The following is a 17,671-nucleotide window of genomic DNA, read 5'->3' as shown; positions in this document are numbered from 1 at the left end:
CATGCCAAGCCGCTCCCCGACACGCGACATGCTGCTGGCCCTTGCGGCCGGCCTTTCCCTGGCGGCTTTCACCGCGCCCGCCCACGCCGACGAGGCCGCCGGCCTCGCGCCGCCGGCGCCGGCCACGCCGGTGCTGGCGACCACCGCGACCGGCGTGCAGATCTATGCGTGCGAATACGACGCCGACCACCGGCTCGCGTGGGCCTTCAAGCGCCCGGAGGCGATGCTGTTCGATGAAAGCGGCACGCTCGTCGTGCGGCACGGTGCGGGGCCGTCGTGGGAAGCGCTCGACGGCAGCCGCATTACCGGCAAGAAGCTCGCGGAAGTGCCGAGCGCAAACACGGCCAGCGTTCCGCAACTGCTGCTCGCGGCGACGCCGGCCGCAACCGGCACGCTCGCCGGCGTGCGCTTCGTGCAGCGGCTCGACACCGCGGGCGGTACGCCGCCGGCCGCGACCTGCACGACCGAGCATGCGGTCGGCCGCTTTCCGTACTTCGCGCGCTACGTGTTCCTGAAGTGATGCGCACGACGTCGCAAGCGACGGGCGTCATCCCGTCGCCTTTCGTCATGCGTCGATTTAATCAGCCATCCTATATTTGATGCGGGGAAGCGTGAAATCACCGGCACCCTCGTTCCGTCTGGTCAGCGTGTCCGCATCGACAATTCGACGTCGCCGCCGAACGGCACCGACAGATAGCCGTTTTCCGGTGCGCGCACGTAAGCAAGATAGTCGGGGCTGTATTCCGCGTTGTCGGCCACGACGAACGCGCCCGCCCTGAGCCGCGGCTCGACCCGCGCGAGAATCTCCGGATACAGCGCCTTCGCTCCGTCGAGCAGCAGCAGATCGACCGCATCCGGCAGATCGTTAGCCAGCGTACGCAGCGCATCGCCTTCGCGAATCTCCACGAGATCGGCCAATCCGGCCGCCGCCAGGTTCGCCTGTGCGCGCACGACCTTCGACGGCTCGAACTCGCTCGTGATCAGCCGCCCGCCGCCGTTGTCGCGCAGCGCGGCCGCGAGATGCAGCGTCGAAATGCCGAACGACGTGCCGAATTCGACGATTGCCTTCGCGCCGCCACTGCGCGCGAGCATGTACAGCAGCATGCCCGTCTCGCGCGACACGGGAAGCGGGTAATCCTTCAGGCGCGCATACAGATCGGCGTAGTCCGTCTTGCTGCGCATCAGCCGCGCTTGCTCGTCGCGCGACACGTTGGCGAAGGCCGGGCTCGTCGCGGGCGACGACGCATCGGCTTCGTCGAACAGGCGCGCCAGCAGCGAAGCCAGCGGGTCGAGCATCAGGGTGGTCATGCGATATCTCCGGTAGCAGTTGAGTGCGTCAGTGCACCCGACTAGAATATGACGAACTATTCAGGTTTTACTATTCGCATTGGCAAATCGCTCATGACCGACCGCCGAAACGCCCCGATCGCCACGCGCAAGCAGCCTCGGCAGGCGCGCTCGACCCGCCTCGTCGAGGACGTCCTGCAGGCGGCTATTCAGGTTTTGGCGAGTGAAGGCGCGCAGCGCTTCACGATGGCGCGCGTGGCCGAGCGGGCCGGCGTGAGCGTCGGCTCGCTGTACCAGTACTTCCCGAACAAGGCGTCCGTACTGTTCCGGCTCCAGCACGACGAGTGGCGGCAGACGCACGACATGCTGTGCGGGATACTGCAAGACACGCGGAAGACGCCGCCCGAGCGGCTGCGCACCGCCGTCCACGCGTTCATCCGTTCGGAATGCGACGAGGCGCCGATGCGGATCGCCCTCGACGATGCCGCCCCGCTCTATCGCGACGCCCCCGAGGCGCAGGACGTGAAGGCCGAGGGCAACCGGGCGTTCAGCGCGTTCATGCGCGAAGCGCTGCCCGACGTGTCCGACGCCACGCATGCGCTCGCGTGCGAGCTGATCCTGACGACGCTCACCACGGGCGGCAAGGCGTTCTCCGAAACGGCGCGCACGCCGGCGGAAATCGACGCCTATTCGGCCGCGATGGCCGACATGTTCTGCGCGTATCTCGCGCATCTCGCGCACGATTGAGGCCCGCGCCGACACGGAAACCGCGCACGCGCGCCAGTCGTATCGTCCGGATGCAGGTTCTGCGCGGCGGCGAATCCCGTCACCCGCCCCGGTTCGCGCCGGCTTCCGGCCTCATTCTGAAAGCAATTCGTAAAATCCAGTGCCTCGCCCGCTTGCGCGCTGCCCGCCGACCCTGCATTCAAATAGTCGCCTTAACGGATTCGAACTAGGCGTATACACGCGGGCCGGCGCGACGGAGCCCCGTCGCACGCCGATATAAGCGCTGCGACATGCGCTGCATGCTCTTCCCCCGATGGGACGTGATGGGCGGCTCGCCTAACCTTCGCTACGGCAAAGCACACGTGACGGGGTCGACACCGCAACGCGTCGCACGACGCGACACCCTCGCGATCGTTTCGACTCGCCCGTAACGACACACACCACGCGTCATGCGTCCCCACGACGTTGCCGATCAATCCAACCAGATACGAGACACCCTGACGACGGTTCGCGACGAGCCGTTTCAGCATGCTGATAAAGGAGCAAGCTCATGAGTGATACCCCGGTGCAGCCGACAGTCGGCGTCGGCGCGGAAGAACCCGGCCTGGGCGCCAACGGCGCCATCGACCGGTACTTCGGCATTTCGTCGCGCGGCAGCACGCAGCGCCGCGAGATCATTGCCGGCGTGACCACCTTCCTCGCGATGGTCTATTCCGTGTTCGTCGTGCCCGGCATGTTCGGCAAGGCCGGCTTCGACACGAGCGCGGTGTTCGTCGCGGTGTGCCTCACCACCGCGTTCGGCTCGCTGCTGATGGGCCTGTGGGCGAAGCTGCCGATCGCGATCGGCTGCGCGATCTCGCTGACCGCGTTCACCGCGTTCGGGCTCGTGCTCGGCAAGGGGCTGCCTCCGACGGTCGCGCTCGGCGCGGTGTTCCTGATGGGGCTCGTGTTCACCGGCATCTCGGTCACCGGCGTGCGTTCGTGGATCTTGCGCAACCTGCCCGCGGGCGTCGCGCACGGCACCGGGATCGGCATCGGCCTGTTCCTGCTGCTGATCGCGTCGAACGACGTGGGCCTCGTGATCAAGAACCCGGGCGCCGGCCTGCCGGTCTCGCTCGGCCAGATCACCGCGTTCCCGGTCATCATGTCGGTCGTCGGCCTCGCCGCGATCTTCGGCCTCGAAAAGCGTCGCGTGCCGGGCGGCATCCTGCTCGTCGTGATCGCGATCTCGGTGTTCGGCCTGATCTTCGATCCGGGCGTGAAGTACCGCGGCATCTTCGCGCTGCCGTCGCTCAGCGCACCGGGCCACGCGTCGCTGATCGGCGCGATGGACATCAAGGGCGCGCTGTCGATGGCCGTGCTGCCGAGCGTGCTCGCGCTGGTGATGACCGCCGTATTCGACGCGACCGGCACGATCCGCGCGGTTGCGGGCCAAGCCGGCCAGCTCGAGGGGAACGGCCGCATCATCAACGGCGGCCGTGCGCTGACCGCCGATTCGATCAGCTCGATCTTCTCCGGCTTCCTCGGCGGCGCGCCGGCGGCGGCCTACATCGAGTCGAGCGTCGGCGTGGCCGCCGGCGCGAAGACGGGCCTCGCGGCGGCCGTGGTCGGCCTGCTGTTTCTCGTCGTGATGTTCTTCTCGCCGCTCGCGGGCCTCGTGCCGTCGTACGCCACCGCACCGGCGCTGATGTACGTCGGCCTGCTGATGCTCGGCAGCGTGAGCAAGCTGCACATGGACGACATGGTCGACGCGATGTCGGGCCTCGTGTGCGCGGTGTTCATCGTGCTGACCGCGAACATCGTGACGGGCATCATGCTCGGCTTCTCGACGCTCGTGATCGGCCGCGTCGCCAGCGGCGAATTCCGCAAGCTCAACGTCGGCACCGTGCTCATCGCGGCCGTGCTCGTCACGTTCTATCTCGGCGGCTGGGCCATCTGAGCGCGAGACCTGCGCGACGTCGCCGGCAGAAGGACGGCGCGCATCGGGACGGTATCGTCTCCTCCACCATCCTCGTTGATGGTCTCCAGCCTGGGAACGCGAGTTTCCAGGCTTTTTTTGCGGGTGCGACGCGCTGCGCGCAAACGGCGCGACACCCGTTCGCGCCCGGTGCTACGATCGCGTTTTGCCTTCAGGAGTCGCGATGAACACACTCGGCATCGTCTCCGAATCGAGCACCCGGGCCTCGGCGCGCAAGCCGCCGTTCATTCCGTCGTTCGGCTTCCACGAAGTGCACGAATCGCAGCCGATCGGCGCGCCGCCCGCGCGCATCATCGACGTCGTCGCGTCGCTCGACATGCGCGCCGATCCCGTCATCGACACGCTGCTGACGGTGCGTGAATTCCCGGCGGCCATCGCCGGCGCGCTACGCCACGCGCCGGCCCGCCCCCAACGCGCGCGCTTCGGCTTCGACACCTTCACGCCGCTCCACCGTGACGACACGTCGCTGTCGCTCGGCCTCGTCGGCCGCTTCTGGCGCCCGACGCCCGACGTGCGCCCCCTCGCGGATGCCGACGCCTTCGTCCGGCACGACGACCCGCGTGATGCGAAGCTGGTGCTGCGGTTCGAGGTGGTCGGGCTCGCGTCGGGCGCGCACATCCTGCGCACCGAAACCTTCGTCCATTGCCCGAGCGCGCGCACGCGCGCGCTGTTCACACCGTACTGGCTCGCGATCCGGCTGGGGAGCGGCTGGATTCGGCGTCGTACGCTGGCGGCAGTGGAAATCGCTCTGGCGTGATTCGCGCCATCAGAACGGCTTGATCACGGCCAGCCCGACGACGAGCGCCATCACGACGATCACCACGCCGGCCGCGTGCCCGAGCCACGGCGCCGGCACGACGACGAGGTCGTCGCGCTCCATGCGCCGCAGCGTGCCGGCCAGGACCCCGTGCAGCACCGACAGCGCGACGACGAGCGCAAGCTTCACCGACAGCCACGCGGCGCCGAACCAGTGGCCGCTCAGCGCGAGCGCGATGCCGGCGATCCAGACGATCGCGAGCGCAGGCGCCGTCACCGCGCGATCCCAGCGCCGCACCGCGCGATGCACGGCGAGATTCGCAATACGCACCGCGACGGACGACAACAACAGCCCGCCGACGAACGTGACGACGGCGGCCAGATGCACGGCCTTCAGCATCAGGTAGATCATCGCGCGTGCCGCCTGCGCGCGATCCAGCCGGCGCTCGCCAGCCCCGCGAACGGCACGACGGCCGACAGCACCAGCCGCGCGACCTCGGCCTTGCTCCATAGCCCGCTCGACGCGGTGCCGACCACCGCCCACACGTACATCGCGAACGCGATGCCGTGAACCGGACCCATGATCGATACCGCCACCGGATAGCCGGCCAGATGCTTGAGCGGCACGGCCACGCACACCAGCACGACGAGCGTGGTCGCCTCCAGCAGCGACAGGTATTGCAGGTTCCGCAACGCGTTGCGATCGTCTTGTTTCATCGGCAGGCCTCCAGGTGGTCCGCCGCGATTGTCGCGTGTGGCGCCGAGTCGAGCCATTGGCTAGAATGACATCTTTCAACGGATTCTGGCCACAGCCTCGAACGCCATGCACACGGTCGCCGTTCTCGCCTTGCCCGATGTCGTGCCGTTCGATCTGGGCGTCGCCTGCGATACGTTCGCGCGCGTGCGGGCGCCGAATGTCGAGCAGGCGTACCGCGTGCGCGTGTGCAGCGAACAGCCGCGCGTCGGCGGCGAGCTGTTCGAGCTGCGCCCGCCGTTTCGCCTCGATGCGCTGGCCGACGCCGACACGATCATGGTCCCCGGCACGTCGGTGCCGCTCGCGCCCACGTCGCGCCGCGTGCTCGACGCGCTGCGCGCGGCGGCCGCGCGCGGATGCCGGATCGCATCGATCTGCAGCGGCGCGTTCGTGCTCGCGGAAGCCGGGCTGCTCGACGGCCTGCGCGCGACGACGCACTGGCTCGCGGCCGCCGAACTCGCGCGCCGCTACCCGAACGTCGACGTCGATCCGAACGTGCTGTTCGTCGACAACGGCCAGATCCTGACCTCGGCCGGCGCGGCGGCCGGCCTCGATCTGTGCCTGCACATGATCCAGGCCGACTATGGCGCGGCGGTCGCCGTCGACGCCGCCCGCAGCGCGGTGGCGCCGCGCGTGCGCGAAGGCGGGCAGGCGCAGTTCATCGCGCCCGAATGGCCGGCCGGCGGCGACGGGCTGCACGACCTGATGGACTGGCTGCACGCGAACCTGCGCCAGCCGCTGACGCTCGACGCGATCGCGCGCAAGGCGTCGACGAGCGTGCGCACGCTGACGCGGCGCTTCCAGGAGCAGACGGGCACGTCGCCCGGGCAATGGCTGCAGACCGCGCGTGTGCGGCATGCGCAGCAGTTGCTGGAGGTGACCGAGCTGTCGATCGAACACGTGGCGACGGAAGCCGGGTTCGGTTCGGTCACCGCGTTTCGCGAACGCTTCGCGCGTATCGTCGGCACGTCGCCGCAGCGCTATCGGCAGGCATTCCGCGCGCGCGCCGATGCGTGACCTTCAGCGGGCTCGGCCCCCGAACCCACCGCTCCCGCTCGCACCAACCGGACCCGACCGATGACCCGCATCCGCAATCCCCTGAACATCGCGCAGCTCCAGGCATTCGTCTCCGCCGCGCACCTGAAGAGCCTGCGCGCCGCCGCGCGGGAGCTCGGCGTCACGCAGCCGGCAATCACGCACACGATCCGCGAGCTCGAAACGGCGCTCAACGCGGAACTGCTCGTGCGCAGCGTGCGCGGCGTCGAGCTGACCGCCTGCGGCGCGGCGCTGCTGCCGCGCGCCGAGCAGTTGCTCGGCGACGTCCGCCGCACGGTCGAGGCCGTCGAGCAGGTGAAAGGCGAGATGTCGGGCCGCGTCGCGGTCGGCACGATGCCGTCGATCGCGCTGACCGCGTTGCCGCACGCGGTGACGGCGTTTCGCCAGTCAATGCCGAACGTCAGCCTGCATCTCGAGGAAATGACGGTGCCGGACGCGCTCGCGCAACTGCGCAACGGCACGCTCGACATCGCTGCGATGCACCATGTGCCCGCGCTCGACCGCGATTTCACGCAATTGCCGCTGCTGTCGACCGAATTCACGATCGTGATGCGCGACGGTCATCCGCTCGCGCAGGCGCGCCGGTTAGAGGAATTGCTCGACGCCGAGTGGATCGTCACCGTCGGCGCCGAGCAGTTCCCGCACAGCGTGATGGTCGGGATGTTCGAGGCGCACGGGCTGCCGCTGCCGAAACGTCTGCTGCGCTCGCCGATGTCGTTCGCGGTGACGCTCGGGCTCGTCGCGCGCTCGGACGTGATCGGCTGCTTCACGCGCCCGCTCGCCGCGATGGTCGCGCCGCTCGGCATTCGCACGGCCGAACTCGACGAAAGCATGCCGCGCTTCGACCTGTCGATCATCGCGCGGCGCGACCTGCTGCCCACGCCCGCCGTGTCGCACTTCGTCACGTGCCTGCAGCGCGCGGTCAACGAAACGCTCGGCTGAATCGTTCCTGTGTGTGAAACGGCGGCGCATCCGACGCGCCGCCGCCGGGCCCGGTATCGGGGCTTGTCCTAGGCGCCCTGCCGGTATTTTGTCTTGATAATCTTCCGCACGTCGCGCGCCCCCATCGGGCGGGCGAAACGGACTGTCCGACGCGAAGCCGCGACGGGCCGAAGGCTTACGGCGCGGCACAACCGCGCACCCATCGAACAAAACGAGGAGTCACCGAGTGAAAAAGATTCTTGCGGCTGTGACCGTGGCCCTGCTCGCCGTATCGGCCGGCAGTGCATACGCGAAGGACTGGTCGACCGTGCGGTTCGGCGTCGACGCAAGCTACCCGCCTTTCGAATCGAAAGGCGCCGACGGCAAGGTGGTCGGCTTCGACGTGGATCTCGGCAACGAGATCTGCCGCCGCATCAACGCGAAATGCGTGTGGATCGAAAACGACTTCGACGGGATGATCCCGGCGCTGAAGGCCCGCAAGTTCGACGGCGTGCTGTCGTCGATGTCGATGACGCCGGCCCGCGCCGAACAGATCGCGTTCTCGTCGAAGCTGTTCAACACGCCGACGCGCCTCGTCACGAAGAAGGGCGCGAACCTGCAGCCGACGGCCGAATCGCTGAAGGGCAAGTCGGTCGGCGTCGAGCAGGGCACGATCCAGGAAACCTACGCGAAGGCGCACTGGGCGTCGAAGGGCGTCAACATCGTGCCTTACCAGAACCAGGACCAGGTCTACGCCGACCTGATCTCCGGCCGTCTGGACGGCGCGCTGCAGGACGCGGTGCAAGCCGAGATCGGCTTCCTGAAGACGCCGCGCGGCGCGAATTTCGACTTCGCCGGCAAGGACCTCGACGATCCGAAGACGCTTGGCAACGGCGCCGGCATCGGCCTGCGCAAGGAAGACACCGACCTGAAGGCGAAGATCGACGGCGCGATCGCCGGCATGCGCAAGGACGGCACGTACGACAAGCTCGCGAAGAAGTACTTCGATTTCGACGTCTACGGCAAGTAATCCGGCCGACCGACGCACGATTCGGCATGATGGAAACGGGCTCCGCAAGGAGCCCGTTTTTTTGCGCGCGACGCGGACGACGTTATTTTTTCCGCGCCAACCTGATGATTCTCAACGGAAAACTGCGTGCTCTGGCGCCGGTTTGATGGCGGCGAGGAAGGCAACGTACAATCGATCCTCCAAGCACACGGATCACTCGCGGCTGCGCCGCACTCCCCCATCATGCAAACGCAGACCCATCCGCTGATTTCCCCCGCCGTCGGTACCGAACGCCAGATCACCAGCTTCCACTACGGCCCGCGCGGCGGCAAGAAGGTCTACATCCAGTCGTCGCTGCACGCGGACGAGCTGCCCGGCATGCTGGTCGCCACGCTGCTGCGCCGCAAGATCGCCGCGCTCGAGACGGCCGGCAAGCTGCAAGGCGAAGTCGTCATCGTCCCCGTGCCCAACCCGATCGGCCTGTCGCAACACGTGTTCGGCGATCACCTCGGCCGCTTCGAGCTCGGCTCGATGCAGAACTTCAACCGCAATTTCTACGATCTCGCGGCGCTCGTGCTGCCGCGCGTCGAACACCACCTCACGAACGACGCGCAGCGCAATCTGGCCGCCGTACGCACCGCGATGCGCGAAGCGCTCGACGAACAGAAGCCGCGCACCGAACTCGACTCGCAACGCCTCGCGCTGCAGAAGCTGTCGTTCGACGCCGATATCGTGCTCGACCTGCACTGCGACAGCGATGCGGTGATGCACCTCTACACGAATCCCGATCTGTGGGCGGACGTCGAGCCGCTGGCGCGCTATCTCGATGCCAAGGCGTCGCTGCTCGCGCTGAATTCGGTCGGCAACCCGTTCGACGAAATCCACAGCTTCTGCTGGTCGGATCTGCGCAACCGCTTCGGCGACCGCTTCCCGATCCCGAACGGCGCGATTTCCGTCACGGTGGAACTGCGCAGCGAACGCGACGTGTCGTACGAGTTCGCCGAAAAGGATGCGCAGGCGATCGTCGAATACCTGACCGAGCGCGGCATCGTCGAAGGCACGCCGGCGCCGCTGCCGCCGCTCGCGCATCCGGCCACGCCGCTCGCGGGCACCGATCCGCTCGTCGCGCCGGTGTCGGGCGTGATCGTGTTCCGCACGCCGGTCGGCGCGATGATCGAGGCCGGCCAGGCCGTGGCCGACATCGTCGATCCGCTGACCGATCGCGTCGTCACGCTGAAGAGCAGCGTGTCGGGCGTGCTGTATGCGCGTCAGGTCGTGCGCTTCGCGACGGCCGGCATGGAAGTCGCGCGCATCGCCGGCGCGACCGCGATCCGCACTGGGTCGCTGCTGTCGGCCTGAACCGGCTGGGCGCGGCCCGCACGCCGGGCCGCGGCGCGCATCGCACGTCATCGGCTGCATCAAACGAAATCGCCCGCTTACGCGGGCGATTTGCTTTCCGGAGCGCGCGTCGGCGGCCGATACCGCGCCGCCGGCCGCTGCTACGTGCGAAGGAAGTTCAGAACGCCGGCACGATCGCGCCGCCGAACTTCTGGTCGATGAACTTGCGCACGTCGTCCGATTCATAGGCCGCGACGAGCTTCTTCACCCACGGCTTGTCCTTGTCCTGCGCGCGCACCGCGATCAGGTTCGCGTACGGGCCGCGCAGATCCTCGATCGCGATCGCATCCTTCACCGGCGTGAGTCCGGCCTTCACCGCGTAATCGGTGTTGATCGACGCGGCGTCGACATCGGGCAGCGCGCGCGGCAACTGCGCGGAATCGAGCTCGACGATCTTGATCTTCTTCGGGTTCTCGGCGATGTCGAGCGGCGTCGCGTTCACGCCGTTCGCGCCGACGCCCGGCTTCAGCTTGATCACGCCGTATTTCTGCAGCAGCAGCAGCGCGCGGTTGCCGTTCGACGGATCGTTCTGGATCCCGACTTTCGCGCCGACCGGCAGATCCTTCAGCGACTTGATCTTCTTCGAATAGAAGCCCATCGGCGCGGTGTAGGTCAGCCCGACGTTGACGATCTTGTAGCCGCGCTGCTTGATCTGGCTGTCGAGGAACGGCTGGTGCTGGAAGCCGTTCGCATCGAGGTCGCCCGCATCGAGCGCCGCGTTCGGCTGCACGTAGTCGTTGAATTCGATGACCTTGATCGCGAGGCCTTCGCGCGCGGCGACCTTCGTCACTTCGGTCCAGATTTGCGCGTCGGGGCCGCTCATCGTGCCGATCTTCAGCGTTTGGGAGTCGGCGTGCGCGCCGGGCGCGGCGAATGCCAGCGCGGCGGCGAGTGCGCCGAGGCCGGTCAGGATCGAACGTCGCATGTGGTGTCCTCTTGTCCCGTGTCAATTGTTGGAGGACGGATCGTGGCACGAGGCTCCGGACGCTGCCAACCAAGCTTATTTCATGTGCATATTCCGGATCGGAATCGAATGACAGGCGAATTCGGTATAACCACCAATGGCACAACCGGGCAGAATTTAGGGCCTGCTTGCATAGGGAACGTGCATGCGAATGCCTGAAATCGCTCGCAGGGCCAGGAGTGAGGAGCGCCGTTTGGCCGCGCCAAACAAGCGACGAACGACGCCGCCATGCGGGCGATTTCAGGCATTCCCGTGGATTGAATTTTTAGTTTGGGGTTGCCACGAGAACGGCCGCTCGCCGCGTTGCGCTCCTTGCGAATACGCGAGTATTCGCGGCGTCGCGCGCCTCGCGAGCGGCCGTTCTCGTGGCAACGCATGCACGTTCCCTATGCAAGCAGGCCCTAATGTCGCATCGGCACCACACATTCTTCATATGACAGTCGCTGTCATATTCATTACGTGGCCCGCCGATAAAGTTGCGCCGGTCCGTGAAAGCGCCCATAGAGAGCGCCGGAACCGCAACTGGACACGCCATTTATTCGCTCGGAGAATCCTTTGAACAAGAAACTGTTGACCATCGCCGCCCTGGCAGCAACGGCCGGCACGGCGCACGCACAAAGCAGCGTGACCCTGTACGGCGTCATCGATGCCGGTATCAGCTACGTGAACCACAGCAAGACCGCCAACGGCGGCACGGGCAAGCTGTTCAAGTACGACGACGGCGTGGCCCAGGGCAGCCGTTGGGGCCTGCGCGGCACCGAAGACCTCGGCGGCGGCCTGAAGGCGATCTTCGTGCTCGAAAACGGCTTCAACAGCGGCAACGGCACGATCGGCCAGGGTGGCGCGATCTTCGGTCGCCAGGCCTACGTCGGCCTGAGCCAGTCGCAATACGGCACGGTCACGTTCGGCCGCCAGTACTCGTTCTCGACCGACATCCTCGGTTCGAACTACTCGACGGGCGGCAACACGGTCGCGGGTAACTACGCGTACCACGTGAACGACATCGACCAGCTCACGTCGAGCCGCATCAACAACGCCGTGAAGTTCCAGAGCGCGAACTACTCGGGCTTCACGTTCGGCGCGTTGTACGGCTTCTCGAACTCGACCGACTTCGCAGGCGCACCGGCCACGACGACGGGCACGACGACGACCGCGGGCTCGTCGCGCGCATACAGCTTCGGCCTGAACTACGCGAACGGCCCGGTCTCGGTCGGCGCGGCGTACACGGACATCCGTTACCCGAGCCAGTCGACGCCCGGCTTCTCGACGACGATCGCGAACCTGAGCACCGGCAACGTCCGCGACCTGCGCACGTACGGCGTGGGTGGCCGCTACGTCTGGGGCCCGGCAACGGCATGGCTGCTGTGGACGCGTACGCAGTTCTCGACCGTGTCGGGCGCGGGCGGCACGTTCTACAACGCGTATGAAGCAGGCGCGAAGTACGCCTTCACGCCGGCACTGTCGGGCGGCCTCGGCTACACGTACACGAACGCGACGCAGAACGGCAACTCGTGGCACTGGAACCAGGTCAACGGTATCGCCGACTACGCACTCAGCAAGCGTACGGACGTGTACGGTCTGGTCGTGTACCAGCAGGCTTCGGGCAAGGGCGTGCAAGCGCAGATCGGTTCGAGCACGAGCTACTTCAATACGTCGGGTACGGGTTCGAAGAACCAGATCGCCGCACGTATCGGTATCCGCCACAAGTTCTAAAGCATCCGCTTAACTGTCCGCGTCACGCGCGGATCACGACGGCAAGAAGCGCCCCGCTCCACGCGGGGCGCTTTTTTATAGGCTTTTAAGTTTCGCTTAATTCTGGGCTGAGAGGATGCTCTCACCCCCCCTGTTGGCCGCCTGAGCATCGGCGGCTTTTTTTTTAAACGCCGACGGCGCCGCCATCGATTGCCCACAAGACAGGATCGGAGGCCATGATGATCGAAGATACCGTTTTCAGCCATCTGCACGCGATTCTGACGTGCCAACACTCGCTGCCGGTCCAGAGCTGCCGCGTCTCGGTTGAAATGCAGCGCCCCTGGGGCCGCCCGTATCGCCTCGTCGAATGGACGATGCATCTCGACGCCCCCGCGCGGCGCCAGATCGTGCCGGCCGAATCGACCGACGAAGAGATCGCCGAGGTCGTCGCGTCGCACGTGCCCGGCCGGCTCTACGGCGACGGCCGACTGCAGTTCTGAACGCATTTTCGCTCCCCCGCTTCCCGTCTGTCGGCCACGCCGCACGCATCGTGCGGCAGTCGGTCTCGTTTGACGCGGCAACGAAACCTGCTACGCTGCGCGTTTTCGTCCACGCAACACACGATGGAAAACGCATTCAACGAACGTGGCGTCATGGTCACGCGCAACGGCCTGTCGGCCGCCGGGCAGGTATTCTCGCTGCGTGACATCCGCCACGTCGACGTCGTCAAGATTCCGAAGAACCGTCTCGTGCCGTCGCTGATCTCGCTGATCGGCGCGGCCATCGCCGTCGCCGGCGGCATCGGCGCATCGAGCGCCGCGCTGGTGGTCGGCGTGATGCTCGTCGTCGTCGGCTATCTCGCGTGGGCCACGCAGGACATCACGTACCGGCTGATGGTCGAGATGCCCGACGGCAAGCGCGAAGCGCTGTCGAGCGTCGACGCCGAATTCGTCGAACGCGTCGCGCAAATCGTGCGCGATGCGCAGTCCGCCACCGCGGCCGGCTGATTTTCCTTCGCATGCGGCCCGCGCCGGTTCGCGCGGGCCGCACATACTCGCGGCGAATATCGGCTCGCGCGGCGTGCGCGTCGCATCGCATACCGCCCGCCGCCCCGCACGCACCTCGCCTCCACGGCGGACGCCGACCGCCTAGTATGGAAGGAGCGGCTCCCCGCCGCATCGTCCGAGGAGGCCAGCATGAACGCTCAATCGCTGTCCGGCATGCTTCGCGCGCAGGAACTGCTGATCGTGTCGATGATCCGTGCGCTTCCCCCCGACACGCGCCGTGCGCTCGTCGAGCTCTACACCGAACAGATCGCGTTCGCCGAACAGGCCGGGATCGAGAGCCATGGCGATCGCGCCACGCACGACGCGTTCATCGCGCATGCGCGCAACCTGCTGATCCGCATCGAAGCGCTGGCCTGAGTTTCTCGAAGACCTTCCCCACGGCTCGCCCGAGCCGCGCCGGCGAGTGCTCACTCGCACGAGCCGTTTTGCGTCCTTGAATTGATAATGATTCTCATTTACACTGGTAAAGTTGTCAGTTGCCTTTCAAATCGCCGTTTGCCGCTTGCCGCGCGCAAACGGGCCAGCCAGGTGAACGCGTCACCCAGCCAGCCTTCGGGCTTGTTATCGTCAATGGGAGACCACCTGTGCATTGCTATACGCTGGCGCGGCGGCCGATCTGTGCCGCGCTGTTCGGCGCGTTCGGCCTGTCCGCCGCCCCGGCTCACGCCGATTCGTCGCCGCAAGGCGCCCCCCCGCCTTCCGCCGTCCTGACCGCCGCATCCGCGCGCGGCGAGGCGGCGCTGCTCGATCCCGTCACCGTCACGGCCACCCGCACCGCCACCGCGGCGAGCCGCACGGCGGCGTCCGTGTCGGTGATCACCGACGAGGATCTCGAAGAGCAACAGGCCACCAATATCAAGGACGCGCTGCGCTACGAGCCGGGCATCACGGTGCGCCGCACCGCGTACCGGCCCGGCAGCGCCGCGCTCGGCGGCGGCCGCGACGGCGATTCGAGCATCAACATCCGCGGCCTCGAAGGCAATCGCGTGCTGCTGATGGAAGACGGCATCCGCCTGCCGAACGCGTTCTCGTTCGGTCCGCTCGAAGCGGGCCGCGGCGACTACGCCGATCTCGACACGCTCAAGCGCATCGAGATCCTGCGCGGGCCGGCGTCGGCGCTGTACGGCAGCGACGGCCTGACCGGCGCGGTGAACTTCATCACGAAGGACCCGCGCGACCTGCTGTCGATCTACCACAAGCCTTACTACTTCTCGTTCCGGCCGAGCTACGACTCGACCGACCGCAGCATCGGCGCGACCGTATCGGCCGCGGGCGGCAACGATCGCATCCAGGGGATGATCATCGCCGACGGCCGGCGCGGCCACGAGGTCGACACGCGCGGCGACAACAATTCGGCGAGCACGCTGCGCACGACGTCGAATCCGCAGGACGTGTATTCGGAATCGCTGCTCGGCAAGCTCGTGCTGACGCCCACCACACGCGACACGATCAAGTTCACCGCCGAAACGGTGCAGCGGCGCGTGAGCACCGACGTGCTGTCGGCGATCAATGCGCCGGCCACGCTCGGCCTCACGACCCACGACCGGCTCGAGCGCAACCGCTTCAGCGTCGACTACGACTTTCGCGACGACGCGTTCCGCTGGTTCCAGACCGCGCACGTGCAGTTCTACTACCAGGACGCGAAGCAGGACCAGTACGCGTTCGAGACGCGCGGCAGGCTACCCTCGCGTTCGCGCGACAACCAGTACAAGGAACGCACGTTCGGCGGCGCCGCGTTCGCCGAAAGCGGCTTTTCGACCGGCCCGCTCGCGCACAAGCTGTTGTACGGCGTCGACGGCAGCCTGTCGCGCGTGACGAACCTGCGCGACGGCACGGTGCCGGGCGTCGGCGAAGCGTTCCCGAACAAGGCGTTTCCCGACACCGACTACACGCTGTTCGGCGCGTTCGTGCAGGACCAGATCGGCTACGGCCGCCTGCTCGTCACGCCGGGCCTGCGCTTCGACACGTACCGGCTGAGCCCGACCGAAAACGATCCGCTGTTCACCGGCAAGGCCGTGTCGACGAGCGCCAACGAGCTGTCGCCGCGCGTCGCCGTGCTCTACGAAATCACTCCAGCGGTCATTCCGTACGTGCAGTACGCGCACGGCTTCCGCGCGCCGACGCCCGACCAGGTGAACAGCAGCTTCTCGAACCCGGTGTACGGCTACACGTCGATCGGCAATCCGAACCTGAAGCCCGAAACCAGCGACACGTTCGAAGCCGGCCTGCGCGGCAAGGCCGGCACCGGCTACGGCGTCGTGCGCTACAGCGCGGCCGCCTTCACCGGCCGCTACCGCAACTTCATCTCGCGTACGACGCTCGCCGGCAGCGGCCGGCCGGTCGACCCGTTCGTGTTCCAGTACGTGAACTTCGCCGACGCGCGCATCCACGGCCTCGAAGGCCGCGCCGAATGGGTGATGCCGAACGGCATCACGCTGAAGACGGCGATGGCGTTCACGAAGGGCTCGACGCAGAACGACGGCGCGGCGAGCCAGCCGCTCAATACCGTGAACCCGTTCTCGGCCGTGTTCGGCGTGCGGTACGAGCCGACCGAACGCTGGTTCGTGCAGACCGACCTGCTGTTCCAGGCCGCCAAACGCGACAAGGACGTCGACAAGTCCGACTGTTCGAACAAGGCGTGCTTCACGCCGCCGTCGTCGTTCGTCGTCGACCTGCGCGGCGGCTATCGCTTCAACAAGCACGTGAGCGCGACGATCGGCATTCGCAACCTGTTCGACCGCAAGTACTGGAACTGGTCGGACGTGCGCGGCATCGCGGCCGATTCGCAGGTGCTCGACGCATATTCGTCGCCCGGCCGCACGGTCGCCGTCAGCATGAAAGTGGATTTCTGATGCGCGTTGCCCGCGCGCCCACCCCAACCGTTACTCGAAGGAGTCCGACATGATGCAATCCGCCCTTCCCGGTCAATCCGCCACGCCGGCCCGCGCGGCCGCCGCGCTGCGCGACGCGTTCATCAAGCTCAAGACCGAGCGCCAGTTGCGCAACCGCGACGTCGCGCAGGCGCTCGGCGTCAGCGAAGGCGAGGCGCTCGCCGCGTTCGTCGGCGAGCACGTCGTGCGGCTCGACGCGCGCTTTCCGGCGATGTTCGAGGAAATGCCGCGCCTCGGCCGCGTGATGGCGCTGACGCGCAACGACACGGCCGTCCACGAAAAGGATGGCGAGTACGCGCAGATGAGCCACGACGGCCCGATCGGCCTCGCGCTCGGCGACATCGACCTGCGCATCTTCTATCGTCACTGGGTGTCGGCGTTCGCGGTGCGCGACGAGACCGCGCACGGCCCGCTGAAGAGCCTGCAGTTCTTCGATGCGCAGGGTCACGCGATCCACAAGGTCTACCTGCGCGCGCACAGCGATCATGCCGCGTACGACGCGTTCGTCGAACGCTGGCGCGCGCCGTCGCAGGAGCCGGGCCTCGAGGTCGTGCCCGCCGCCCCGAAAACGCCGGAGCGCGCCGACACCGAAATCGACGTCGCGGGCTTTCGCGCCGCATGGGACGCGATGACCGACACGCACCAGTTCTTCGGCATCACGCAGCGCTTCGGCGTGAGCCGCATGCAGGCGCTGCGCCTCGCCGATCCGCACTACGCGTATCCGGTCGAAACCGCGCATGCGTTGCGCCACGTGCTCGAACAGGCGGCGAAGAGCGGCCAGCCGATCATGGTGTTCGTCGGCAACGCGGGGATGATCCAGATCCATACGGGCCCCGTCGCGAACGTGCGCGAGGTCGGCGCATGGATCAACGTGCTCGATCCGGGCTTCAACCTGCATGTGCGCGAAGACCTGATCGCCGCCGCCTGGGTCGTGAAGAAGCCGACGAGCGACGGCATCGTCACGTCGCTCGAACTGTTCGACCGGCAGGGCGACCATGTCGCGCTGCTGTTCGGCGAGCGCAAGCCCGGCAAGGTCGAGCGCGACGACTGGCGCGCGCTCGTCGCGACGCTGCCGACGGCTGCACGCGGGGCCGCGCGATGAGCGCTCGCCCATTCGATCCGCGCCGCCGGTCGCTGCTGGGCGGCGCGGCAGCCAGCGCGCTCGCGGGCGC

18 protein-coding genes are annotated in these 17,671 nt (G+C 67.2%); 14 read left to right on the top strand and 4 right to left on the bottom strand.

Features of this window, described 5'->3' with window-relative positions; all coding sequences use genetic code 11:
- Position 1: 1 nt before the first annotated feature.
- Positions 2-520, top strand: coding sequence for a DUF3455 domain-containing protein (locus JMF86_RS28925; RefSeq protein ID WP_011549005.1), 519 nt, complete (start codon positions 2-4; stop codon positions 518-520).
- 122 nt (positions 521-642) lie between these two features.
- Here JMF86_RS28925 and JMF86_RS28920 read toward each other — a convergent pair whose 3' ends face one another.
- Positions 643-1,308 carry an O-methyltransferase gene (locus JMF86_RS28920; protein WP_011549004.1) on the bottom strand — a complete coding sequence of 222 codons (666 nt, stop codon included), beginning with the start codon at positions 1,306-1,308 and terminating at the stop codon, positions 643-645.
- Positions 1,309-1,356: 48 nt separating this feature from the next.
- On the opposite strand from JMF86_RS28920, the gene JMF86_RS28915 reads away from it, so the two are divergent.
- The 3 genes from JMF86_RS28915 to JMF86_RS28905 all read left to right on the top strand — a co-directional run bounded on the left by JMF86_RS28915 (position 1,357) and on the right by JMF86_RS28905 (position 4,748).
- Positions 1,357-2,034, top strand: a complete 678-nt coding sequence (locus tag JMF86_RS28915; protein WP_011549003.1) for a TetR family transcriptional regulator — start codon at positions 1,357-1,359, stop codon at positions 2,032-2,034.
- 529 nt (positions 2,035-2,563) lie between these two features.
- Positions 2,564-3,952: an NCS2 family permease gene (locus JMF86_RS28910; RefSeq protein ID WP_011549002.1), complete on the top strand. Its 1,389-nt coding sequence runs from the start codon at positions 2,564-2,566 to the stop codon at positions 3,950-3,952.
- A gap of 202 nt (positions 3,953-4,154) precedes the next feature.
- Entirely contained in the window at positions 4,155-4,748 is a 594-nt protein-coding gene (locus JMF86_RS28905; RefSeq protein ID WP_011549001.1) for a hypothetical protein, read from the top strand.
- A 9-nt stretch (positions 4,749-4,757) separates the two neighbouring features.
- Here JMF86_RS28905 and JMF86_RS28900 read toward each other — a convergent pair whose 3' ends face one another.
- Together JMF86_RS28900 and JMF86_RS28895 are read right to left on the bottom strand one after the other, a co-directional pair.
- Entirely contained in the window at positions 4,758-5,159 is a 402-nt protein-coding gene (locus JMF86_RS28900) for a CopD family protein (RefSeq protein ID WP_011549000.1), read from the bottom strand.
- Entirely contained in the window at positions 5,156-5,464 is a 309-nt protein-coding gene (locus tag JMF86_RS28895) for a DUF3817 domain-containing protein (RefSeq protein ID WP_023475797.1), read from the bottom strand. The genes JMF86_RS28900 and JMF86_RS28895 overlap by 4 nt, the downstream gene beginning before the upstream one ends.
- Positions 5,465-5,570: 106 nt before the next feature.
- Here JMF86_RS28895 and JMF86_RS28890 point away from each other — a divergent pair, with 106 nt between their 5' ends.
- The 4 genes from JMF86_RS28890 (at position 5,571) to JMF86_RS28875 (ending at position 9,846) form a co-directional block, all read left to right on the top strand.
- Entirely contained in the window at positions 5,571-6,518 is a 948-nt protein-coding gene (locus JMF86_RS28890) for a GlxA family transcriptional regulator (RefSeq protein WP_011548998.1), read from the top strand.
- Between the two features lie 60 nt (positions 6,519-6,578).
- A complete protein-coding gene (locus JMF86_RS28885) occupies positions 6,579-7,499 on the top strand; it encodes a LysR family transcriptional regulator (RefSeq protein WP_011548997.1) in 921 nt (306 codons plus the stop codon).
- A 226-nt stretch (positions 7,500-7,725) separates the two neighbouring features.
- Positions 7,726-8,508, top strand: coding sequence for an ABC transporter substrate-binding protein (locus JMF86_RS28880; protein ID WP_011548996.1), 783 nt, complete (start codon positions 7,726-7,728; stop codon positions 8,506-8,508).
- A 222-nt stretch (positions 8,509-8,730) separates the two neighbouring features.
- On the top strand, positions 8,731-9,846 hold the full coding sequence (locus JMF86_RS28875) for a succinylglutamate desuccinylase/aspartoacylase family protein (protein ID WP_011548995.1): 1,116 nt from the start codon (positions 8,731-8,733) through the stop codon (positions 9,844-9,846).
- A gap of 157 nt (positions 9,847-10,003) precedes the next feature.
- On the opposite strand, the gene JMF86_RS28870 is transcribed toward JMF86_RS28875, so the two are convergent.
- On the bottom strand, positions 10,004-10,810 hold the full coding sequence (locus JMF86_RS28870) for a MetQ/NlpA family ABC transporter substrate-binding protein (protein ID WP_011694873.1): 807 nt from the start codon (positions 10,808-10,810) through the stop codon (positions 10,004-10,006).
- 594 nt (positions 10,811-11,404) lie between these two features.
- Here JMF86_RS28870 and JMF86_RS28865 point away from each other — a divergent pair.
- From JMF86_RS28865 to JMF86_RS28840, 6 genes are all read left to right on the top strand, one after another.
- The gene (locus tag JMF86_RS28865; protein ID WP_011694874.1) at positions 11,405-12,562 is read left to right on the top strand and encodes a porin; all 1,158 of its coding nucleotides are present in this window, start codon (positions 11,405-11,407) and stop codon (positions 12,560-12,562) included.
- Between the two features lie 218 nt (positions 12,563-12,780).
- Positions 12,781-13,041: a DUF2866 domain-containing protein gene (locus tag JMF86_RS28860; RefSeq protein WP_011548992.1), complete on the top strand. Its 261-nt coding sequence runs from the start codon at positions 12,781-12,783 to the stop codon at positions 13,039-13,041.
- Positions 13,042-13,164: 123 nt separating this feature from the next.
- Complete coding sequence (locus tag JMF86_RS28855; RefSeq protein WP_011548991.1) at positions 13,165-13,548, top strand: DUF6232 family protein; 384 nt, start codon at positions 13,165-13,167, stop codon at positions 13,546-13,548.
- Positions 13,549-13,737: 189 nt separating this feature from the next.
- Positions 13,738-13,965 carry a hypothetical protein gene (locus JMF86_RS28850; protein ID WP_006480384.1) on the top strand — a complete coding sequence of 76 codons (228 nt, stop codon included), beginning with the start codon at positions 13,738-13,740 and terminating at the stop codon, positions 13,963-13,965.
- Positions 13,966-14,192: 227 nt separating this feature from the next.
- Positions 14,193-16,460 carry a TonB-dependent hemoglobin/transferrin/lactoferrin family receptor gene (locus JMF86_RS28845; RefSeq protein ID WP_011548990.1) on the top strand — a complete coding sequence of 756 codons (2,268 nt, stop codon included), beginning with the start codon at positions 14,193-14,195 and terminating at the stop codon, positions 16,458-16,460.
- A gap of 49 nt (positions 16,461-16,509) precedes the next feature.
- Positions 16,510-17,601 (top strand): hemin-degrading factor, encoded by a 1,092-nt coding sequence (locus JMF86_RS28840; protein ID WP_011548989.1) that lies wholly within the window; start codon positions 16,510-16,512, stop codon positions 17,599-17,601.
- The last annotated feature ends 70 nt before the right edge of the window (positions 17,602-17,671 follow it).

Source organism: Burkholderia sp. E168m15, assembly GCF_016586105.1.
Classification (GTDB): domain Bacteria; phylum Pseudomonadota; class Gammaproteobacteria; order Burkholderiales; family Burkholderiaceae; genus Burkholderia; species Burkholderia orbicola.
This window is presented reverse-complemented; position numbering and strand designations above follow the sequence as displayed.